17 protein-coding genes and 1 tRNA gene are annotated in these 20,727 nt (G+C 66.2%); 13 read left to right on the top strand and 5 right to left on the bottom strand.

Translation table 11 applies throughout. The annotated features are described in order from the left end of the window. Both H162_RS30645 and H162_RS0111565 read right to left on the bottom strand, forming a co-directional pair. The coding region (locus H162_RS30645) for a transposase (protein ID WP_169444476.1) at positions 1 to 223 on the bottom strand (223 nt) is incomplete at its 3' end. A gap of 101 nt (positions 224 to 324) precedes the next feature. Beyond that, positions 325 to 2,661 carry a penicillin-binding protein 1A gene (locus H162_RS0111565; protein WP_020653631.1) on the bottom strand — a complete coding sequence of 779 codons (2,337 nt, stop codon included), beginning with the start codon at positions 2,659 to 2,661 and terminating at the stop codon, positions 325 to 327. Positions 2,662 to 3,003: 342 nt separating this feature from the next. Between H162_RS0111565 and H162_RS0111570 the strand changes: the two genes are divergently transcribed. The 7 genes from H162_RS0111570 to H162_RS0111600 all read left to right on the top strand — a co-directional run bounded on the left by H162_RS0111570 (position 3,004) and on the right by H162_RS0111600 (position 11,029). Further along, positions 3,004 to 4,068 (top strand): pilus assembly protein PilM, encoded by a 1,065-nt coding sequence (locus H162_RS0111570; protein ID WP_026354527.1) that lies wholly within the window; start codon positions 3,004 to 3,006, stop codon positions 4,066 to 4,068. Next, complete coding sequence (locus H162_RS0111575) at positions 4,068 to 4,703, top strand: PilN domain-containing protein (protein ID WP_020653633.1); 636 nt, start codon at positions 4,068 to 4,070, stop codon at positions 4,701 to 4,703. Before H162_RS0111570 ends, H162_RS0111575 begins: the two co-directional genes overlap by 1 nt. Before the next feature lie 3 nt (positions 4,704 to 4,706). Next, on the top strand, positions 4,707 to 5,405 hold the full coding sequence (locus tag H162_RS0111580; protein ID WP_020653634.1) for a type IV pilus inner membrane component PilO: 699 nt from the start codon (positions 4,707 to 4,709) through the stop codon (positions 5,403 to 5,405). After that, on the top strand, positions 5,402 to 5,944 hold the full coding sequence (locus H162_RS0111585; RefSeq protein ID WP_020653635.1) for a pilus assembly protein PilP: 543 nt from the start codon (positions 5,402 to 5,404) through the stop codon (positions 5,942 to 5,944). Before H162_RS0111580 ends, H162_RS0111585 begins: the two co-directional genes overlap by 4 nt. After that, positions 5,941 to 8,133, top strand: coding sequence for a type IV pilus secretin PilQ (locus H162_RS0111590; RefSeq protein ID WP_026354528.1), 2,193 nt, complete (start codon positions 5,941 to 5,943; stop codon positions 8,131 to 8,133). Before H162_RS0111585 ends, H162_RS0111590 begins: the two co-directional genes overlap by 4 nt. Before the next feature lie 135 nt (positions 8,134 to 8,268). Continuing rightward, positions 8,269 to 9,882 (top strand): bifunctional shikimate kinase/3-dehydroquinate synthase AroKB, encoded by a 1,614-nt coding sequence (aroKB, locus tag H162_RS0111595; RefSeq protein WP_026354529.1) that lies wholly within the window; start codon positions 8,269 to 8,271, stop codon positions 9,880 to 9,882. A 13-nt stretch (positions 9,883 to 9,895) separates the two neighbouring features. After that, positions 9,896 to 11,029, top strand: coding sequence for a deoxyguanosinetriphosphate triphosphohydrolase (locus H162_RS0111600; protein ID WP_026354530.1), 1,134 nt, complete (start codon positions 9,896 to 9,898; stop codon positions 11,027 to 11,029). Between the two features lie 120 nt (positions 11,030 to 11,149). Here H162_RS0111600 and mutY read toward each other — a convergent pair whose 3' ends face one another. The 3 genes from mutY to mutM are packed head-to-tail and all read right to left on the bottom strand — an operon-like array spanning position 11,150 to position 15,041. Further along, a complete protein-coding gene (gene mutY / locus H162_RS0111605; RefSeq protein ID WP_020653639.1) occupies positions 11,150 to 12,265 on the bottom strand; it encodes an A/G-specific adenine glycosylase in 1,116 nt (371 codons plus the stop codon). Continuing rightward, positions 12,262 to 14,187, bottom strand: coding sequence for a dynamin family protein (locus H162_RS0111610; protein WP_020653640.1), 1,926 nt, complete (start codon positions 14,185 to 14,187; stop codon positions 12,262 to 12,264). The genes mutY and H162_RS0111610 overlap by 4 nt, the downstream gene beginning before the upstream one ends. Before the next feature lie 20 nt (positions 14,188 to 14,207). Beyond that, entirely contained in the window at positions 14,208 to 15,041 is an 834-nt protein-coding gene (gene mutM, locus H162_RS0111615; RefSeq protein ID WP_020653641.1) for a bifunctional DNA-formamidopyrimidine glycosylase/DNA-(apurinic or apyrimidinic site) lyase, read from the bottom strand. A gap of 151 nt (positions 15,042 to 15,192) precedes the next feature. Here mutM and H162_RS0111620 point away from each other — a divergent pair, with 151 nt between their 5' ends. The 6 genes from H162_RS0111620 (at position 15,193) to H162_RS0111645 (ending at position 20,601) form a co-directional block, all read left to right on the top strand. Then, the gene (locus H162_RS0111620; RefSeq protein ID WP_020653642.1) at positions 15,193 to 17,019 is read left to right on the top strand and encodes a tetratricopeptide repeat protein; all 1,827 of its coding nucleotides are present in this window, start codon (positions 15,193 to 15,195) and stop codon (positions 17,017 to 17,019) included. 68 nt (positions 17,020 to 17,087) lie between these two features. After that, positions 17,088 to 17,684, top strand: coding sequence for an outer membrane lipoprotein LolB (locus tag H162_RS0111625; RefSeq protein ID WP_020653643.1), 597 nt, complete (start codon positions 17,088 to 17,090; stop codon positions 17,682 to 17,684). A 1-nt stretch (position 17,685) separates the two neighbouring features. After that, positions 17,686 to 18,585, top strand: coding sequence for a 4-(cytidine 5'-diphospho)-2-C-methyl-D-erythritol kinase (ispE, locus tag H162_RS0111630; protein WP_020653644.1), 900 nt, complete (start codon positions 17,686 to 17,688; stop codon positions 18,583 to 18,585). 68 nt (positions 18,586 to 18,653) lie between these two features. Then, a tRNA-Gln gene (locus H162_RS0111635) sits at positions 18,654 to 18,730 on the top strand. Between the two features lie 141 nt (positions 18,731 to 18,871). Continuing rightward, the gene (locus H162_RS0111640) at positions 18,872 to 19,822 is read left to right on the top strand and encodes a ribose-phosphate pyrophosphokinase (protein WP_026354531.1); all 951 of its coding nucleotides are present in this window, start codon (positions 18,872 to 18,874) and stop codon (positions 19,820 to 19,822) included. A gap of 191 nt (positions 19,823 to 20,013) precedes the next feature. Continuing rightward, complete coding sequence (locus tag H162_RS0111645) at positions 20,014 to 20,601, top strand: 50S ribosomal protein L25/general stress protein Ctc (protein ID WP_020653646.1); 588 nt, start codon at positions 20,014 to 20,016, stop codon at positions 20,599 to 20,601. The last annotated feature ends 126 nt before the right edge of the window (positions 20,602 to 20,727 follow it).

Raw genomic sequence — 20,727 nt, forward strand, 5'->3', positions numbered from 1 at the left:
AACGAATGCCAAACAGGTAGCCGATGAACAGCATCTTGAACAGCGTCACAGGGTCCAGTGCTGGGCGACCATTATCGGCGCAGTACAAATGCGCGGTCTGTTCCCGGATGAAATCGAACTTGATGTGGCGGTCGATCAGACGCAGCAAATGGTCTTGCGGTACCAGCTGTTCCAGCGTGACCATCTCCAGCTCGTGCTGGAAGGGAGAAGGTGTCTTGAGCATGATGACATTAAATCAAAAGCCCCCGCCGTTGGCGAGGGCTTTTGACTTTGTCAGCAGTCTGAGGCGGCCGGTGGCCGCCTTCTCTTTTCCGCGATCGGGCCTCAGAACAACTCGTTCCTCACCGCGTCGCGCGCCTTCTGCTCGGCCGGCGCCGGCGGCGGGCCGACATCCAGGGTCTGCACGCCGGTGCCCGGCGGGTTCTCGGCGTAGTAGTACTCGCTGCCGTACTGCACCAGTCCGGGCGGCACCACGGGTTCCGCCACCGGCTCGTTCTTCAGCGCCTTGGCCATGTAGCCGATCCAGATCGGCAGCGCCAGGCCGCCGCCGGTCTCGCGGTTGCCCAGGTTCTTCGGCTGGTCGTAGCCGATCCAGGCGATGCCCACCAGCTTGGGCTGGTAGCCCGCGAACCAGGCGTCGATCGAGTCGTTGGTGGTGCCGGTCTTGCCCGCCAGGTCGGGGCGCTTGAGCGACAGCGCCTTGGTCGCGGTGCCGAAGCGCACCACATCCTTGAGCATGCTGTCGACCAGGTAGGCATTACGCGAGTCGATCACGCGGTTGGCTTCGACGCCGGCGCGTTCCGGACGCGCTTCCGACAGCACCTTGCCGCCGCTGTCGGTGACCTTCGAGATCAGGTAGGGGCTGATGCGGTAGCCGCCGTTGGCGAACACCGCGTAGGCGCCCGCCATCTGCAGCGGGGTGGTGGCGCCGGCGCCCAGCGCCAGGGTCAGGTAGGCCGGGTTGCGGTCCGGATCGAAGCCGAAGCGGGTCGCGAATTCCTGGCCGTAGCGTGCGCCGATCTTGTTCAGGATCCGGATCGAGACCATGTTCTTCGACTGCGTCAGGCCGCGCCGCATCGTCATCGGACCTTCGTAGCGGTTGTCGTAGTTCTTCGGTTCCCACGCCTGGCCGCCGGTCTGGCCGGCGTCGAAGGAGATCGGGGCGTCGTTGACGATGGTGGCCGGCGACAGCCCGCGCTCCAGCGACGCCGAATAGATGAACGGCTTGAACGAGGAACCCGGCTGGCGCCAGGCCTGGGTCACGTGGTTGAACTTGTTGCGGTTGAAGTCGAAGCCGCCGACCAGCGCGCGGATCGCGCCGTCCTCGGTGCTGGCCGCGACGAAGGCCGATTCGACTTCCGGCATCTGGGTGATCAGCCACTTCGATTCGTCGTCCTGCATCACGCGGATCACGGCGCCGCGGCGCAGGCGCCGGTTCGGGGCCGCCTTCTCGGCCAGCCAGGCCTTGGCGAAGGACAGGCTGGCGCCGGTCATCTTGATGGTCTCGCCCGAGGCGATGGTCGCCGTCACCTGGCTCGGGGACGCCTGCAGCACGATGGCGGCCACGATGTTGTCGCTGTCCGGATGCTCGGCCAGCTCGGCCTCGATCGCTTCATCGGCCTCGGTCTTGTCGCCCGGGATCTCGATATAGCCTTCCGGGCCGCGGTACGGATGGCGGCGTTCGTAGTCCATCACGCCGCGGCGCACCGCCAGGTAGGCGGCGTCCTGGTCGGCCTTGGTGATGGTGGTGAACACGTTCAGGCCGCGCGTGTAGGTGTCTTCCTTGAACTGTTCGTACACCAGCTGGCGCGCCATCTCGGCCACGTACTCGGCATGCACGCCGAAGGCGGTGCTGTCGGACTTGATCTTGAGCGGCTCTTCCTTCGCTTCCTGGAACTGGGCGTCGGTGATGTAGCCGAGCGAGTGCATGCGCTGCAGGATGTACTGCTGGCGCGTCCTGGCGCGGGTCGGGTTGACCACCGGGTTGTAGGCCGACGGCGCCTTCGGCAGGCCGGCCAGCATGGCCGCTTCGGCCACCGAGATGTCGCGCAGGTCCTTGCCGAAGTAGATCTGGGCCGCCGACTGGAAGCCGAAGGCGCGCTGGCCGAGGTAGATCTGGTTCATGTACAGCTCCAGGATCTGGTCCTTGCTCAGGTTCTTCTCGATCTTCCAGGCCAGCAGGGCCTCGTAGGCCTTGCGCTTGAAGGTCTGTTCCGAGGACAGGAAGAAGTTGCGCGCCACCTGCTGGGTGATGGTGGACGCGCCCTGGCGCGCGCCGCTGCCGGCGGCGTTGTGCACGACCGCGCGCAGGATGCCCCAGTAGTCGATGCCGCTGTGCTGGTAGAAGCGGTCGTCCTCGATCGACAGCACCGCTTTCTTCATCACGTCGGGAATGTCCTTGAAATGGACCAGGGTGCGGCGCTCCTCGCCGAATTCGCCGATCAGGACGTTATCGGCCGTGAAGATCCGCAGCGGCATCTTCGGGCGGTAGTCGGTGATCGTGTCGAGCGCGGGCAGGTTGGGGTAGGCCATCGCCAGTGCGAACACGACGACCAGCACACCGATGGCCCCGAGGCCAAGGATGCCGCCGATGGCCATCAGGATCAGGCGCTTCGGACTGAATTTCGAGGAAGAGGGAGATGCGGCTTGTTTCTCTTTCATGCTGGCTTTCGCTTTATTGATCCGCCTCATTATAAGGCAGCACCTTCACCCCTGATACTGGCTTGGCGGCAATCAAACGCCGTGTTAAGGCGGGTTTGTTGACGAGCTTGCACGAGGTGTGAACGGGGTGGCAACGTCATAGGGAAGAGTGTGGCGCATTCGCGCCGGAATGGTATGTTCCTATGCAGAAATATCTTGTCCCTGATCATCCTTATTGCTACGATTCAACAGTGCCTTATATATGTGCACTAAATACCGGTTTTATAAGAGAAAACATCCCGGCGCGGGCCTTCGAAGACAGGTTCCTGCAGGGCAGGAAAAAGGCAGCGGAGGAATGCGTTCGTGATCAATCTAGCTTCCTTGTTCGGGAAGGCGAGTCCGCCGCTGGCGGGACTCGACATCAGCACGTCCGGCGTTCGCCTGGTCGAGCTGGCCGATGCCGGCAAGGGTGAACTGCGCCTGGAGCGCTACGCCGCCGAACCGCTGCCCCGTGGCGCGGTCGTCGACGGCAACATCGAAAACATCGACCAGGTCTCCGACGCCGTCCGGCGCGTCTGGAAAAAGAGCGGCACCCGCGCCCGCCTGGTAGCGCTCGGCATGCCGCCCGCGGCGGTCATCACCAAGAAGATCATCCTGCCAGCCGGCCTGTCGGAAGACCAGCTCGAAGTCCAGGTGGAATCCGAAGCCAGTCAGTATATTCCTTTCGCGCTCGACGAGGTCAGCCTCGATTTCGACGTGATCGGCGCCGCCCCGAACTCCAGCGAAGACATGGAAGTCATGCTGGCCGCCGCGCGCCGCGAAAAGGTCGAGGACCGGGTCGCGATCGCCGAAGCGGCCGGCCTGACCGCGACCGTGATGGACATCGAATCGTATGCCGCGCGCAGCGCGCTGGAACGCGCGGCAAGCGCGAAGCCGGGTCAGATCACGGCCCTGTTCCAGCTCGGCGCCCAGGCCACCCACATGTCGGTCCTGATCGACGGAGACAGCGTCTACGAGCGCGAGCAGCCGTTCGGCGGCACCCAGCTGACCCAGGACATCGTGCGCGCCTACGGCCTGTCGTTCGAGGAAGCCGAGGCGCGCAAGAAGTCGGGCGACCTGCCCGAGAACTACCGCGCCGACCTGCTCACGCCCTTCCTCGAGAACGCGGCGCTGGAAGTGACGCGCGCGATCCAGTTCTTCTACACCTCCACCCCGTACACCCGCATCGACCAGCTGTACCTGGCCGGCGGCTGCGCGCTGGTGCCGGGCCTGGTCGACATCATCGCCGGCCGCACCCGCATCCCGACCGCGCAGGTCACGCCCTTCCAGGGCATGCAGCTGGGCGCCGGCGTGCGCGAACAGCAGCTGCGCCAGGAAGGCGCGGCCTACCTGGTCGCCTGCGGCCTGGCCATGCGGAGGTTCGGCTGATGATCCGCATTAACCTGTTGCCTCACCGCGAGGCCAAGCGCAAGCAGAAGCAGGCCGCGTTCTTCGCCCTGCTGGCGCTGGGCGCGCTGGCCGGCGCCGCCGTCGTGCTGATGGTGGGCGGCTACAACGCGCGCCAGATCTCGGTCCAGAACCAGCGCAACCTGGTCCTGAAGCAGGCGAGCGCCGAGCTCGACAAGAAGATCGGCGAGATCAAGACCTTGAAAGAGGAAATCGAAGCCCTGAAGGCGCGCCAGCAGGCGGTCGAGGACCTGCAGGGCGACCGCAACCAGCCGGTCTACCTGCTCGACGAGCTGGTGCGCCAGACGCCGGAAGGGGTGCACCTGAAGTCGTTCAGGCAGGACGGCCAGAAGGTGGTCCTGACCGGCTACGCCCAGTCGCAGGAACGGGTTGCGGAGCTGCTGCGCAACCTGTCCGGCGCCTCGCCCTGGCTCGAGCGCCCCGACCTGACCGAGGTGCGCGCCGCCACCCTGGACAAGAGCAAGACCGGCCGCAAGGTGGTCGAATTCACGCTCGGCGTGGCGATCAAGCGCCCGCGCGAGAGCGACGCGGACAACAAGGAAGGCGAAGCCAGGCCGGGCGCCGCGCGCAAGCTGGCCGCGGCCAGGCCGGAGTGATGCATGAGCATGAACATCGACCTTAAACAACTCGGCGCCGACCTGGCCGCCCAGTTCCAGGACCTGCAGGGACGCCAGCCGGGTCAGTGGCCGCTGGCCCCGCGCCTGCTGTGCGCGGCGGGCGTGATGGCGGCCGCCGTCGGCCTCGGCTACTTCTTCTACTGGGACGGCCAGTTCGAAGAGCAGGAGCGCGGCGCGCGCGAAGAGCAGAAGCTGCGCGACGAATACAGGAACAAGATGGCGCAGGCGATCAACCTGGAGGCGCTGCAGGAGCAGAAGGCCCAGGTCGACCAGTACGTGGTGCGCCTCGAGAAGCAGCTGCCGAGCAAGTCGGAAATGGCGGCCCTGCTGTCGGACATCAACCAGGCCGGCGTCGGCCGCGGCCTGCAGTTCGAGCTGTTCAAGCCGGGCCAGGAAATGGTGCGCGACTACTACGCCGAGCTGCCGATCGAGATCAAGGTCAGCGGCCGCTACCACGACATCGGCACCTTCGCCGCCGACATGGCCAACCTGCCGCGTATCGTCACCCTGAACAACATGTCGCTCACCACCGGCAAGGATGGCGGCCTGTCGCTGGACGCCGTCGCCAAGACCTTCCGCTACCTCGACCAGGACGAACTGAGCGCCCAGCGCAAGGCGCGCGCGGACGCCAAGGGCAAGGGCAAGGGCAAGGGCAAGAAAGCCAAGAAAGGTGCGAAATGATGCAGCTGCGAAATATTGCGGCGCTGCTCGCGACCGTCGTCCTGGCCGGCTGCGGCGAGGGCAGCGTCGCCGAAGTCCGCACTTGGATGAAGCAGGTCGAGAAGGAGACCGTCCCGGCCGTCAAGCCGCTGCCGGAACCGAAGCAGTTCGTGCCTTACGCCTACGACCCGCGCGAAGCCGTCGAACCGTTCAGCCCCGACAAGCTGCTGACGGCGATGGCGCGCGTGGCCGCGAGTTCGGGTAATCCGTACAAGCCGGACATGAACCGTCCAAAAGAACTTCTGGAAAATTATCCACTTGATACGATGCGCATGGTCGGTACACTCCAGAAGAGCGGCGTCAGCTACGCGCTGGTGCAGATCGAGCGCTCGGTGTTCCAGGTCAGGGCCGGCCAGCGGATCGGCCAGAACTATGGGCTCGTGACCCGCGTCTCGGACGGCGCGATCGACATCAGGGAAGTGATGCAGGACGCCGCCGGCGATTGGGTCGAACGCATGGCCAAGCTGGAGTTGCAGGAAACCAAGGAGACCGGGAAATGACCCCACATGCAATGATTCGCATCGTCGTGCCGGGCTGGCTGCCGCGCGCCGCCTGCGCGGTGCTGCTGGCGCTGGGCGCGGGCGGCGCCGCCGCCCAGGGCAACGCGATCGAGTCGATCACCGCCAACCAGCAGGGTTCGAACGTCGTCATCAACGTGGCCATGCGCGAAGCGCCGCCCAAGGCGCCGATCGGTTTCTCGATCACCAATCCGGCGCGCATCGCGCTCGACTTCGGCGCCACCAGCAATGCCACCGGCAAGAGCAACCAGGACATCAACCTGGGCGACGTGCGCGGCCTGAACGTGGTGCAGGCCGGCGAGCGCACCCGCCTGGTGCTGAACCTGCTGCGTCCCCTGAACTATGCGACCGCGATCGACGGCAAGTCCGTGATCGTGACCGTGGAAGGCTCGGGCGGCGTGGCCCAGGCCGTGAACAGCGCCGGCCTCCCGGCCGCCGCGCCAAGCCGGAATCCAGGCGCCCAAATGCCGTCCACTGGACGCCATTTGTTGCGCAACCTTGATTTCCGCCGCGGCAACAACGGCGAAGGCCGGGTCGTGGTCGACCTGCCGAACAACCAGGTGGCGGTCGACGTGCGCCAGGTCGGCAACCAGATCGTGGTCGATTTCATGCGCGCCGGCCTGCCGGAAACCATGCGCCGCCGCCTCGACGTGACAGATTTCGGCACCCCGGTGTCGCGCGTGACGACGACCGCCCAGGGCGACAACGTGCGCATGACGATCGACGCGAACGGCGCCTGGGAGCAGTCGGTGTACCAGAGCGACACCCAGCTGGTGGTCGACGTGCGCCCGGTCAAGGAAGACCCGAACCGGCTGGGGCAGGGCGCCCAGGGCTACCGCGGCGAGAAGCTGTCGTTCAACTTCCAGAACGTGGAAGTGCGCGCCGCGCTGCAGGCGATCGCCGACATCTCGGGCCTGAACATCATCACCAGCGATTCCGTGAGCGGCAACCTGACCCTGCGCCTGAAGGACGTGCCCTGGGACCAGGCGCTCGACGTGGTGCTGCAGGCCAAGGGCCTGGACATGCGCAAGAACGGCAACGTGCTGTGGATCGCGCCCAAGGAAGAACTGCTGACCAAGGAAAAGCTCGAGCTGGAGCAGCGCGCCCAGATCGCCGAGCTGGAGCCGCTGCGCTCCGAGATCTTCCAGCTGAACTACCAGAAGGCCGAGTCCTTCCGCAACGTGTTCGGCCTGGACGGGGGCGGCGCGTCCGGCGCCGACAGCAAGAACCGCGTGCTGTCCAAGCGCGGCAGCGCGGTCATCGAACCGCGCACCAACCAGCTGTTCGTGACCGACATCGCCTCCAAGATCGAGGATATCCGCAGGCTGATCCAGAAGACCGACATCGCCTCCAAGCAGGTGCTGATCGAAGCGCGCCTGGTCGAGGCCAACGACGGCTTCTCGCGCAACCTGGGCGCCAAGCTCGGCTTCGCCGACATCCGTTTCCCGAATGGCCAGGCGCCCGGCTGGGATATCGGCGGCAACAACCGGGTCGCCGTCGGCGGCAACCTGCTCGGTGTCGGCCAGGTCAGCGGCCAGACCCCGGACCAGGGCGACGCCTGGACCAACACCACGATGGTGAACCTGCCGGCCGCCGCGATCGGCGGCGTGGCGGCGCCCTCGCTGGCGTTCAGCCTGTTCTCCTCGGCCGCCAACCGCTTCCTGAACCTGGAGCTGTCGGCGCTGGAAGCGGACGGCAAGGGCAAGATCATCTCCAGCCCGCGCGTGGTCACCGAGGACAAGCAGATCGCCGTCATCGAGCAGGGCATCGAGCTGCCCTACCAGGTGGCGACCAGCAGCGGCGCGACCTCGATCACCTTCAAGAAGGCCAACCTGCGCCTGGAAGTCACGCCGCAGATCACGCCGGACGGCAACGTGGTGCTGGAAGTGGACGTGAACAAGGACTCGAAAGGCGAGGAAACCCGCGCCGGCTTTGCGATCAATACGCAACACGTGAAGACCAAGGTGATGGTCGAAAACGGCGGCACCGTGGTCCTGGGCGGTATTTACCAGCAGTCGGAGCGCAACAGCGAAAGCAAGGTGCCGCTGCTGGGCGACGTGCCGGTGCTGGGCTACCTGTTCAAGACCAGCGGCCGCGAGAGCGCCAAGACCGAACTGCTGGTGTTCATCACGCCGAAGATCGTCGCCGAGCGCGTGGCCGGCGCCCGCTGATACCACAAAGCAAGCCCCAAGCTGCGCCGGAATTGACGAAAAGAGAGGCGGCCAGTCTATACTGGTCGTCTTTTCATTTGAGCGGGTTTGGTAGTGCCTCATCCCAAGAACAACAACATCTTCCTCGTCGGCCTGATGGGGGCGGGAAAGACCACCATCGGCCGGTTGCTTGCGCGCAAGTTAAACAAACGCTTCGTGGACTCGGACCACGAGATCGAGGCGCGCACCGGCGCATCGATTCCCTGGATCTTCGAGATCGAGGGCGAAGCCTGCTTCCGGCGCCGCGAAGCCGATGTCATCCGCGACCTGACCGCCAGGCACGACCTGGTGCTGGCGACCGGCGGCGGGGCCGTGCTCGATCCGGCCAACCGCGCCCTGCTGGCCGAGCGCGGCACCGTGATCTACCTGCGCGCCTCGATCAACAGCATCCTGCAGCGCACCGCGCACGACAAGAACCGTCCGCTGCTGCAGACCGCCGACCCGCGCCGCAAACTCGAAGAGCTGATGACCCAGCGCGACCCGCTGTATCGCGAGATTGCCGACCTTGTCATCGATACCGGGCGTCCTAACGTACAATCGATGGTACAGACCATATTGGACCAGATCGCCGCGCAGGAAGCAGCACGTGCGCGCCGGCTGGCAAAGACATCGATGAACGAACAGGCCCAGATCACTCTCAACGTTGAACTCGGGGAGCGCAGCTACCCCATCGCCATCGGCCCCGGCCTGCTGAACGACGGCGCGCTCCTGGCGCGCCACGTCGCCGGCGGCAAGGTCGCCATCGTCACCAACACCACCGTGGCGCCGCTCTACCTGGAGCGGGTCGCCGGCCAGCTGCGCGCCAGCGGGCGCGAGGTGGTTGAAATCATCCTGCCCGACGGCGAGGAGCACAAGAACTGGCAGTCGCTGAACCTGGTGTTCGACGCGCTGCTGGCCAACCGCTGCGACCGCAAGACCACCGTGGTGGCGCTGGGCGGCGGCGTGATCGGCGACCTGGCGGGCTTCGCGGCCGCCAGCTACATGCGCGGCGTGCCCTTCGTGCAGCTGCCGACCACCCTGCTGTCGCAGGTCGACTCCTCGGTCGGCGGCAAGACCGGCATCAACCACCCGCTCGGCAAGAACATGATCGGCGCCTTCTACCAGCCGCGCGCGGTGCTGGCCGATACCTCGACCCTCGATACCCTGCCGGCGCGCGAGCTGTCGGCCGGCCTGGCCGAGGTGATCAAGCACGGCGCCATCCTGGATGCCGAGTATTTCGCCTGGATCGAGCAGAACATCGAGCGTCTGGTGGCGCGCGAACCTGAAGCGATGGCGCATGCGATCGCGCGTTCGTGCGAGATCAAGGCCGACGTGGTGGGCCGCGACGAGCGCGAAGGCGGCCTGCGCGCGGTGCTGAATTTCGGCCACACCTTCGGCCACGCGATCGAATCGGGCCTGGGCTATGGCGAGTGGCTGCACGGCGAAGCGGTCGGCTGCGGCATGGTGATGGCGGCCGACTTGTCGGCGCGCATGGGCCTGGTCGACTGGGCGACCGTCGAGCGCGTGCGCGCGCTGGTCGCCGCCGCCGGCCTGCCGACCGTGGCGCCCGACCTGGGCGAGCAGCGCTGGCTGGAGCTGATGCAAGTCGACAAGAAGAACGAGGGCGGGACGATCCGCTTCATCCTGCTCAAGCCGCTCGGCAGCCCGTCGATCACGACGGCGCCGCCGGAACTGCTGCGCGCCACCCTGGCCGCCTGTACAGCAGCATGATGGACTTCGCATGATGGACTTCGACGCCCACCTCGCAGCTTATGCGGCGCACTCCTCGAAGTCGCGCGGGCGTCGCCACCCGGAACCGGCGCCGGGCTCGCGCAGCGAGTACCAGCGCGACCGCGACCGCATCATCCACTCGACGGCCTTCCGCCGCCTCGAGTACAAGACCCAGGTCTTCCTGAACCACGAGGGAGACCTGTTCCGCACCCGCCTGACGCACTCGATCGAGGTGGCGCAGATCGGGCGCACCCTGGCGCGCAGCCTGCGCCTGAACGAAGACCTGGTCGAAGCCACCGCGCTGGCGCACGACCTGGGCCACACGCCCTTCGGCCACGTCGGCCAGGACGTGCTGAACGAATGCATGAAGGACTACGGCGGCTTCGAGCACAACCTGCAGAGCCTGCGGGTGGTCGATACGCTGGAAGAGCACTACGGCGCCTTCGACGGCCTGAACCTGACCTTCGAGACGCGCGAGGGCATCCTCAAGCACTGCTCGCTGACCAATGCGCGCCAGCTGGGCGAGCTGGGCCAGCGCTTCATCGACCGCAGCCAGCCGAGCCTGGAGGCGCAGCTGACCAACCTGGCCGACGAGATCGCGTACAACAACCACGACATCGACGATGGCCTGCGTTCCGGCTTGCTGACGATGGCGCAGATGGAGGAGGTGGAGCTGTTCGCGCGCCATCGCCACGCGGTGGAGGCGCAGTATCCGGGCCTGCCGGGACGGCGCGCGCTGTACGAGACCATCAGGCTGATGATCACGGCGATGACGGCCGACCTGGTCGAGACCTCGGCCGGGCTGCTGGCGGAAGCCGCGCCGCAAGGCATCGACGACGTGCGCGCGGGGCCTCCCTTGATCCGCTTCTCGGCGCAGATGCGGGCCGAGACCACGGCGCTCAAGCGCTTCCTGCACGCCAACCTGTACCGCCATTTCCAGGTCAACCGCATGCGCGTGAAGGCCAGCCGGGTGGTGCGCGAGCTGTTCGACGCCTTCATGCTCGACCCGATACTGCTGCCGGCCGATTACCAGGTCGAAGGCGACCCGATGAAGCAGGCGCGCAAGATTGCGGATTACATCGCGGGGATGACGGACCGGTATGCGATCCGGGAGCACAAGCGGATATTCTCGCTCGATCAGTTCTGATACCGGTTCTGCGTAGGGTGGGCGGATTCTCCGCCCACGCGGCGATCGTTATCGGTTCCGATGTCGCGCTCGATAGTTTTTCTGCCAACTATCGCCGCGTGGACAGCAAAGCTGTCCACCCTACTGAGCAAACAAGCTCGGTTGTCCCAGTTCCACCAGCAGCTTCTTGACCGGCGCCGGCAAGGGCGCCTCCGCGATCGCATCGAGATTCCACCACAGGTGCCGCCCGGTCGCGCCCCCGCGCGCCGCCAGCGCCACGCTGAATGGCGCGATGTGCAGCTTGTAGTGCGTGAACACATGCACCAGCGGGCGCAGCGCGCGGACCTCGTCCACCTCGCCGAACTGCGCCGCGGCCACGGCGAGGTCCGCCGTATCGAAGGCTTCGTCATCCTCGTCCAGCGCCGCATGCCCGCCCACTTCCGGCAGCGACAGCAAGCCGCCCCAGATCCCGGTAGCGGGCCGCTGCTCCAGCAGCACCTGCCCGCGGTCGACGATCACCAGCATCGCGGTGCGCTTCTCCGGCGTCGTCTTCTTCGGCTTGCGCACCGGCAGTTCCGCCGTGCGCCCGGTGGCGAAGGCCACGCAGCGCTCGCGCAGCGGGCAGCGCGGGCAGTCCGGGCGGCTGCGCGTGCACAGGGTCGCGCCCAGGTCCATCAGCCCCTGGGTATAGGCCTCGATGCCGCCGCCTTCGGGCAGCAGCGCATCGGCGCGCCGCCACAGGGCGTCTTCGACCGGCTTGGCGCCCGGGTATTCGCCGACGCCGAACACGCGCGCGAACACGCGCTTGACGTTCCCGTCCAGGATCGCCGCGCGCGCGCCGCTGGAAAAGGCGGCGATCGCCGCCGCCGTCGAGCGGCCGATGCCGGGCAGCTCGGCCAGCAGCGCCGGATCGCTCGGGAACACGCCGCCATGGTCGTGCACGATCCGCTTGGCGCAGGCGTGCAGGTTGCGCGCCCGGGTGTAGTAACCGAGCCCGCTCCAGTGGGCCATCACGTCCTCGGAAGGCGCTTCGGCCAGCGCGTGCACGGTCGGGAAGCGCTCCAGGAAGCGGCTGTAGTAGCCCAGCACGGCCGCAACCTGGGTCTGCTGGAGCATGATCTCGGACAGCCAGATGCGGTAGGCGTCGCGCGTGTTCTGCCACGGCAGCGTATGGCGGCCATGGCTGCGCTGCCAGTCGACCACGGCCTGCGAGAAGGTCGGGTCGGCCAGCTGGTCGAATTCGGTCAGTCGTTTCATGCGGCCTCCAGTTCGGCGCTCTCGCCATCCAGCACGGCCGCGACCCCGGCGGCGACCGCCGCCAGGCGCGCGCGGGTGCGTTCCAGTCCGGCCTGGCCTTCCTCGAAGGCGGCGATCTTCTGCTCCAGGCTGTCGGTGGCGTCGTGGATGCGCTGGATCGAAGCCTGGCGATGGCGCAGCTGGTCGCGGTGCTGGCGGATCTGCGCTTCGAGCGGCGCCATGATCACCTTCAGCCAGCTTTCGGCATCCGCATTGGCGGCGCGGAAGCTGCGCCGCACGCGCGAGGCGATCGAGTCGAAGAAGCGCTCGAGCAGGGTGGCGCGGCTGGTCATCCACAAGGTCGCGGTGCCGAATTGCTTCAGGAACAGCGCCTCGATCTCGTCGATCTCCTGGCGGTAGCGGTCCAGTGAAAGGTTCATCGGCGCGCTCAGGGCGAGGCCATGCTCGGCCGAGAACCTGCGAGTCATGGTTTCCATCATCGCGCCGATCTCGGCGATCTTCGCGTTCGACACCTCGAGGTTCACGCGCATCTGTTCGAAATAAGTGCGCACCGGAGCCCGCATGCCGGTCGCGAAGCGCGCCGCCTGCATCGCCGCGCGCACCGCCTCGGTCTGGTCCTGCACCGCGTCCATGCCCAGCGAGGTATACAGCTCGGTCGACAGGCGGGCGAACACCGCGCGCGTGCCCTGCAGCTTGAACAGGCTGGCGTCGAATTCCTTCTTCTCGGCGTCGACCCGGCGCATCATGTGCGCGATCACGCCCTGGTTCTTGCCGCGCAGGCTGCGCAGCTCCTGCAGCTGCTCGACCAGGTCGCGCGCACGGGCGCCGGCCAGCGCCTGCTGGCCGGCCAGCAGGGCGTCGAGATCGCGCCGCAGCTGGCGCCTGACGATGTCGCGGCGCGCCGGGATCAGGTCGTGGAACAGCGCCGCTTCCAGCGCGCCCAGGCGGCTCTTCTCGAGCAGCGCCATGTCGCCGTTGATCTTGCCGACCAGGGCCTTCTGCGCCGACACCGGATACACGCGGGCGGCATCCAGTCCGAGCAGCTGGGCCACGTCGCGCTGCTGGCGCGCGATCTCGGCATCGTTCTCCTGCGCGCTGCGCAGTTCGTCCCACATGGCGTCGATCTTGTTGAGCACCGCCAGCCGGCCCGGTCCCGCGCCGATATGGGTGCGCCAGACTTCGATGTCGCTCTTCGTGACCCCGGTCTCGGCGGCCAGGACGAACAGCACCGCGTGCGCGTTCGGGATCAGGTTCAGGGTCAGTTCCGGCTCGGTGCCGATCGCGTTCAGGCCCGGCGTGTCGAGGATCACCAGCCCCTGCTTGAGCAGCGGATGGGGCAGGTTGATGATCGCGTGCCGCCATGCCGGGATCTCGACCGTGCCGTCCGGCGCCAGGCTGGCGGCCAGGTCGGGGTCGAGCGGATCGACCAGCCCGTAGCGTTCGGCTTCGTCGGCCGGCACCCGGCGGGTCTGGCTGACCTGGCGGAAGGTCTCGTGCATCTGGTCCGGCGCCTCGAGGTCCAGCGGCAGCACGGTCCAGGCCGTCTGGTCGTCGCGGAAGTCGCTGGTGGACAGCTGGCCGGCCCGGGTACCGATCGGCAGCAGGCGGATGCAGGGCGGCAGAGCGGGATCCCACAGCAGCTCGGTCGGACACATGGTGGTGCGTCCGGCGGTCGAGGGCAGGATGCGCTGGCCGTAGTCCGCGAAGAAGATGGCGTTGATCAGCTCGGTTTTACCGCGCGAGAATTCGGCCACGAAAGCGACCGACAGCCGGTCGTCGCGCAGCCGCGCCAGCGCGTGCGCCAGTTGCTGCTCGCCCGCCGCATCGATCAGCGCCGCCTGCTGCAGCGCGGCGCCATAGCCTTCCAGCGCGACCGCGACCGCGGCGCGCCATGCACCATACTGTTGAAAATCCTGCATCATCCTGCCTTGTTGTTTCCTGCTTAGCGCTGGCACTGCGCGCAATAGAAGGTCGAGCGCTGGCCCTGCTTGATCTGCTTGACCGGCGCCCCACAGTTGCGGCAAGGCACTCCAGCACGATCATAGACGAAATATGTCTGCTGGAAATAGCCTGATTGACCATTCACTGCAATAAAGTCACGCAGAGTACTGCCGCCCTGGACGATGGCTGCGGCAAGAATCTCACGGATGGCCTCGGCCAGCCTGTCGTAGCGGGCGCGGCTGATGCGCGCGGCCGGCGTTTTCGGGCTGATGCCGGCGCGGAACAGGCTTTCACAGGCGTAGATATTGCCGACGCCGACCACGATGTCGCCCGCCAGCAGCACCTGCTTGATCGGCGCGTTGCGGCGCCGCGTCTCGCGGTGCAGGAGCGCGCCGGAAAACTCGTCGCCGAGCGGCTCGACGCCCAGCCCGCGCAGCAGCAGGTGCTGGTCGATCTCGCCATCTTCATTGCCATGCCAGAGCACCGCGCCGAAGCGGCGCGGATCGTGCAGGCGCAGCACCTGGCGGCCTTCCGGACCGCTGACCACGAGATCGACATGGTCGTGCTTGCGCGGCTCGATCCCCGGCGGCAGCACGCGCAGGTGGCCGGACATGCCGAGGTGAATGATCAGGGTGCCGTGTTCGAAGCCGATCAACAGGTATTTGCCGCGCCGGCCGGTATGCGTGATGCGGCGGCCGGCCAGCACTGCCTGCAGGCCGGGCGGGAAGGGCCAGCGCAGGCCTTCGCGCCGGAACACCACCTGCTCGACGATGCGGCCTTCGATATGGGGCGCGACACCGCGCCGGGTGACTTCTACTTCTGGCAATTCAGGCATGGGGGAGGCGAATCGTGTAAAGTCGTAATACGGTCGTGCACAGGGGCACGGTTAAGCATGGCGCTCATGCAAGGAGGCGCGAAGGGGGCCGCGCACGCACCCGCAGGCTTGAGCGTAAAATCAGACATCATCTCGAGAATCTGGACTTGCCTTGAAAAACGCTTTCGTCATTGTAACCCTGTCCGGCCTCCTGACAGCATGTGCTGTCGCGCCGAAACAGCAGCCGCCAGCCGCCCTGGCTGCCGCGCAGGATGCCGGGCAGGCCGCCTTCACCGAGGACCAGGCCGACCCCTCGCTGGAGCTGGACGAAGAAGAAGCCGAAGCGAAGGCCCGCGCCGAACTCGAAGTCAGGCTGCCGAAGGTCGAGCTCACTCCCACCTTGCTGCACCAGATGCTGAAGGCCGAGTTCGAGTTCCGCAACGGCGACTGGCAGGGCCCCTACCTGACCATGCTGAGCCTGGCCAAGCAGACGCGCGACCCGCGCCTGGCGCGCCGCGCCGCCGAAATGGCGGTGGCCGCCAAGCAGTCCGAGGATACGCTGGCGGCGGTGCGCCTGTGGCACGAACTCGATCCGGAGTCCGAGGAAGCCACCCAGTACTTCGTCGGCATGGTGGTGACCTCCGATAACATCGCCGATCTCGAACCGATCTTCGAGAAGCGCCTGAGCGAGACCACGCCCGCGCGGCGCGGCCTCCTGATGTTCCAGATGCAGCAGCTGCTGGCGCGCGCCAAGGACAAGGACGTCGCCGGCGCGATGCTCGAGCGCCTGATCACGCCTTACGGCAATACGATGGAAGCGCGCATCGTGCGCGCCCAGGCCGCCCTGTCGCGTGGCGACAAGGAAACCGCCCGCAGCGAAGCCCACGCCGCGCTGGTCGCCAAGCCCGATTCCGAGATCGCGGTGCTGATGCTGGCCCAGGTGACCGAGAACGAGAACCAGGTGGCGGCCCTGCTCGAGCAGTTCCTGAAGAGCAACCCGAACGCGCGCGAAGTGCGCGCGGCGCATGCGCGGGTGCTGGTCAACCGCAAGGAATACCCGCGCGCGCGCCAGGAGTTCGAGCTGCTGCTGAAAGACCAGCCCGACAATGCCGCCCACCTGTACGCGCTGGGCATCCTGGCCACCCAGATGAACGAGGCCCCGGCGGCCGAAGGCTATTTCACCCGCTTCGTCGAGGTGCTCGGACGCAATCCGGAAGACGAGCGCGACCCGTCGCGCGCCCTGCTGATCCTGTCCCAGCTGGCCGAGGAGCGCGGCGACCTGGCGGGCGCGCTGCAGTGGCTCGACAAGGTGCCCGAGGGCACCGACCCGCAGACCCAGTTCAGCAGCCAGCTGCGCCGCGCCCACGTGATCGGCAAGCAGGGCGACCTGGCCAGCGCGCGCCGCCTGCTGGCCAGCCTGAAGCCGGCCGAGCCGGTCCAGCAGGCCCAGGTGATGGTGGCCGAATCGCAGCTGCTGCGCGACGCCGGCCGGCTGCAGGAAGCCTATGCGCTGATGCAGGGCGCGGCCAAGCGCTTCCCGAAGAATCCCGACCTGCTGTACGACTTCGCCCTGCTGGCCGAAAAGCTGGGGCATGTCGACGTGATGGAGCAGCAGCTGCGCGAAGTGATGGCCCAGGCCCCCGAGAACCACCATGCCTACAACGCCCTCGGCTATTCGCTGGCCGAGCGCAACGTGCGCCTGCAGGAAGCCTATGCCCTGATCGCGAAAGCCATGGAAATGGCGCCGGGCGACCCCTTCATCATGGACAGCATGGGCTGGGTGCAATACCGGCTCGGCAACCTGGCCGAAGCCGAGAAGCACCTGCGCCGCGCCTACGGGCTGCGCCGCGATCCCGAGATCGCGGTCCACCTCGGCGAAGTGCTGTGGCAGAAGGGCGACAAGCTCGCGGCCCAGCAGCTGTGGCGCGAAGCGCGCGCCAAGGACCCGCACAACGACACCCTGCGCACCACGCTGGCGCGCCTCGGTCTTTCCTTGTGAAATAATTCACTCCCGTTCCGGACGCCTGCGCGGCGTCCGCGGCGCTTTTGCCACTACCGTTCTTACCGATGCCCATTACCCGACGTCTCAGCCTGCTCGTCCTCGCCGCCACCCTGGCCGGCTGCGCCACCACCGGCGCCAACCTGTCCACCGCCACGGTCGCGGACTACCGCGACACCATCGACCTTGCCGGGCGGCTGTCGGTGAATTACCTGAAGGATGGCCGTACCGAGTCGCTGACGGGCAAGTTCAACTGGATGCAGCGTCCGGGACGCATCGACATCAGCCTGGCCTCGCCGCTGGGGCAGACCATCGCCAACATCAGCGTGACGCCCGAGGAAGCCACGCTGACCCAGGGCGACCGCGCGCCGCGCGTGGCGCGCGACATCGACGGCCTGACCCAGCAGACCCTGGGCTGGCCGCTGCCGGTGGCCGGCCTGCGCGACTGGATGCAGGGCCATGCGATCGATGCCCAGGGACAGCCCTTCACGGCCTCTCCCGCCAACAACAATGTGGTGACCCGCGATGGCTGGCGCCTGCGCTTCGTGTCCTGGCAGGACGAGACGGCCGCCAGGCCGGTGCCGCGCCGCATCGACGCCGAACGCAGCGCCGCCGGCGACATCCAGGACCTGGTGATCCGTATCGTCATCGATCCGGCGGCCTGACATGCGTTCGCTGCATCATTGCCCGGCGCCGGCCAAGCTCAACCTGTTCCTGCACGTCACCGGCCGGCGCGCCGACGGCTACCACCTGCTGCAAAGCGTGTTCCAGCTGATCGACCATGCGGACACCCTGCATGTCGACCTGCGCGACGACGAGCTGATCGTGCGCACCACCGAAGTTCCCGGCGTGCCCCAGGAACAGGACCTGATCGTGCGCGCGCTGCGCCTGCTGCAGGCGGAGTACGCGCGCCGGCATGGCCGCCTGCCGCCCGGCATCGAGGTGGCGGTCGAGAAGATCCTGCCGATGGGAGGAGGGCTGGGCGGCGGTTCGTCCGATGCGGCCACCGCCCTGATGGCCGCCAACCACCTGTGGCAGGCCGGCTTGAGCCAGCAGGAATTGATGGCGCTCGGGCTGCCGCTGGGCGCCGACATCCCGTTCTTCCTGTTCGGCGAAACCGCGTTTGTCGAAGGCATCGGCGAAGCGCTGCAGGCCGTGCCGGGGCCGGATTGCTGGTATGTGGTGATCGAGCCGGGCGTGGCCGTGCCGACGCCGGCAATTTTTTCGGCGCCCGATTTGACAAGAAATACGAAAGCCGTCAGAATAGCGGACTTTTCCAGCAGCTACACAGATTCAGGCAATCTGCGGGGCTTCGGAAAAAATGATTTGCAGGACGTGGCAGTGCGCCTGTTCCCGCCGGTAGCAGAGGCGGTCGAATGGTTGGGCAGCTACGGCGATGCCAGGATGACTGGCTCAGGGGCATGCGTGTTTAGCGCATTCGCCAGCGAACGCGATGCAGACCATGTCCTGGCCCTGGTGCCAGGTAAGTGGAAGGCGTGGAAAGCGAAGTCGCTGATGAGACACCCGCTGAAATCGCTCTTGCAAAATCAGCGAGTTATAGAATAGAATCCTGCCTGTCGATGCGCTGCACAATGTAACGTGACTAGCTCAGCGGCAAGTAGCAAAAGTCGTGTAGGGGAATCGCCAAGCTGGTTAAGGCACCGGATTTTGATTCCGGCATACCAAGGTTCGAATCCTTGTTCCCCTGCCAAAGTTTCCTGTTCTGTCGATGCTTTAGCGTCCAGCGGGAAAAGCGCGATGCGGTGTCAGGCGCCCATCCAACAGCCTAGTCAGCCGGGTCTTCCGGCTGATTGTTTTTCTAGATTATCAACGCTTACCTCTTGGGACTCCCATGGCTTACGAAAACCTGATGGTTTTTACCGGCAATGCCAATCCGGCGCTAGCAGAAGGGGTCGCAAAAAACCTCGGCATTCCTCTTGGCAAGGCCGTGGTTTCGAAGTTCTCTGATGGCGAAGTAATGGTCGAAATCAATGAGAACGTTCGTGGCAAGGACGTCTTCGTTCTGCAATCGACCTGCGCTCCCACCAACGACAGCCTGATGGAAATCATGCTGATGGTCGACGCTCTCAAGCGCGCATCGGCTGGCCGCATCACTGCCGCCATTCCATACTTCGGCTACGCCCGCCAGGACCGTCGTCCGCGTTCGGCGCGTGTCGCGATCTCGGCGAAAGTCGTCGCCAACATGCTGGAAGAAGCCGGCGTCGAGCGCGTCCTGATCATGGACCTGCACGCCGACCAGATCCAGGGTTTCTTCGACATCCCGGTCGACAATATCTACGCATCGCCGATCCTGCTGGGCGACCTGCAGAAGCGCAACTACGAAGACCTGCTGGTCGTGTCTCCGGACGTCGGCGGCGTGGTGCGCGCCCGTGCGCTGGCCAAGCGCCTCGGCTGCGACCTGGCGATCATCGACAAGCGTCGTCCGAAGGCGAACGTCTCGGAAGTGATGAACATCATCGGTGAAGTCGAAGGCCGCAACTGCGTGATCATGGACGACATGGTCGACACCGCAGGCACGCTGTGCAAGGCTGCCGAAGTGCTGAAAGAGCGCGGCGCCAAGAAAGTCATCGCCTACTGCACGCACCCGGTCCTGTCGGGTCCGGCAATCGAACGCATCACGAATTCGCCGCTGGACGAACTGGTCGTCACCGACACCATTCCGCTGAGCGCCGCCGGTGCAGCCTGCACCAAGATCCGCCAGCTGACCTGTGCTCCGCTGCTGGCCGAGACCTTCAAGCGTATCGTGAAGGGCGACTCGGTGATGTCGCTGTTCGTCGACTAAGCAACAGAACGTCGACTCCAACGGCGCGCCTGGCTGAACAGCCGGCGCGCCGTTGGTGTATGTAAGGATTTCTTGAGTGCGCAGCATGGCGCTCATTCAAGGCAGCCCCTGGTCGCGGGGGAGGCCACCACAAAGGGCAAGCGGGCCGGGACCTGTTCCTGGCGCGAGCCCGAATTTACTTGGAGTATCACATGAAAGTAGTCGCATTCAACCGCACTCAGCAGGGGACCGGAGCGAGCCGCCGCCTGCGCAACGCTGGCCAAACCCCAGGCATCATCTACGGTGGCGCCGCTGCCCCGCAACTGATCGCCCTGGACGGCAACGCGTTGTTCCACGCGCTCAAGAAAGAAGCTTTCCACGGCTCGATCCTGGACCTGGAAATCGAAGGCCAGACCCAGCAAGTCCTTCTGCGCGACTTCCAGATGCACGCATACAAGCAACTGGTCCTGCACGCTGACTTCCAGCGCGTCGACGCATCGAAAGAACTGCACACCAAGGTCACCCTGCACTTCGTGAACGCCGACATCTCGCCGGCAGTCAAGCTGCACGGCGCCGTGGTTTCGCACGTGCTGAACGAACTGGAAGTGTCCTGCCTGCCGGGCAAGCTGCCGGAGTTCATCGAAGTCGACCTGTCGAAGCTGGAAGCCGGTGGTTCGGTCCACACCGACGACCTGATCCTGCCGGCCGGCGTGACCGCGCTGACCCACGGCCAGAACCTGACCGTCGTCACCTCGTCGGTGCCGGCTGGCCAAGTGTCGGCTGAAGCAGCTGCACAATAAGTCGTGATCCCGCGCCGCGCGAGCGGCGTGCTGGAATGAAAACCCGCTGAGGCTTGCCTGGCGGGTTTTTCTTTTTGGGTGGGCCTCGGCGGCCCCGCGGTTCTCCGCCCATGCGGTGATCGTTAT

The sequence above is a fragment of the Massilia niastensis DSM 21313 genome, assembly GCF_000382345.1.
Taxonomy (GTDB): Bacteria; Pseudomonadota; Gammaproteobacteria; order Burkholderiales; family Burkholderiaceae_D; genus Telluria; species Telluria niastensis.

Bases quoted from the DNA above. Each gene is read 5' to 3' on its own strand.
- mutY (WP_020653639.1), bottom strand. From the start codon at position 12,265: ATGAAACGACTGACCGAATTCGACCAGCTGGCCGACCCGACCTTCTCG.
- H162_RS0111610 (WP_020653640.1), bottom strand. From the start codon at position 14,187: ATGATGCAGGATTTTCAACAGTATGGTGCATGGCGCGCCGCGGTCGCG.
- H162_RS0111590 (WP_026354528.1), top strand. From the start codon at position 5,941: ATGACCCCACATGCAATGATTCGCATCGTCGTGCCGGGCTGGCTGCCG.
- H162_RS0111585 (WP_020653635.1), top strand. From the start codon at position 5,402: ATGATGCAGCTGCGAAATATTGCGGCGCTGCTCGCGACCGTCGTCCTG.
- H162_RS0111575 (WP_020653633.1), top strand. From the start codon at position 4,068: ATGATCCGCATTAACCTGTTGCCTCACCGCGAGGCCAAGCGCAAGCAG.
- H162_RS0111565 (WP_020653631.1), bottom strand. From the start codon at position 2,661: ATGAAAGAGAAACAAGCCGCATCTCCCTCTTCCTCGAAATTCAGTCCG.
- H162_RS0111640 (WP_026354531.1), top strand. From the start codon at position 18,872: ATGGCTTACGAAAACCTGATGGTTTTTACCGGCAATGCCAATCCGGCG.
- ispE (WP_020653644.1), top strand. From the start codon at position 17,686: ATGCGTTCGCTGCATCATTGCCCGGCGCCGGCCAAGCTCAACCTGTTC.
- H162_RS0111600 (WP_026354530.1), top strand. From the start codon at position 9,896: ATGGACTTCGACGCCCACCTCGCAGCTTATGCGGCGCACTCCTCGAAG.
- H162_RS0111645 (WP_020653646.1), top strand. From the start codon at position 20,014: ATGAAAGTAGTCGCATTCAACCGCACTCAGCAGGGGACCGGAGCGAGC.
- H162_RS0111580 (WP_020653634.1), top strand. From the start codon at position 4,707: ATGAGCATGAACATCGACCTTAAACAACTCGGCGCCGACCTGGCCGCC.
- aroKB (WP_026354529.1), top strand. From the start codon at position 8,269: ATGGGGGCGGGAAAGACCACCATCGGCCGGTTGCTTGCGCGCAAGTTA.
- H162_RS0111625 (WP_020653643.1), top strand. From the start codon at position 17,088: ATGCCCATTACCCGACGTCTCAGCCTGCTCGTCCTCGCCGCCACCCTG.
- mutM (WP_020653641.1), bottom strand. From the start codon at position 15,041: ATGCCTGAATTGCCAGAAGTAGAAGTCACCCGGCGCGGTGTCGCGCCC.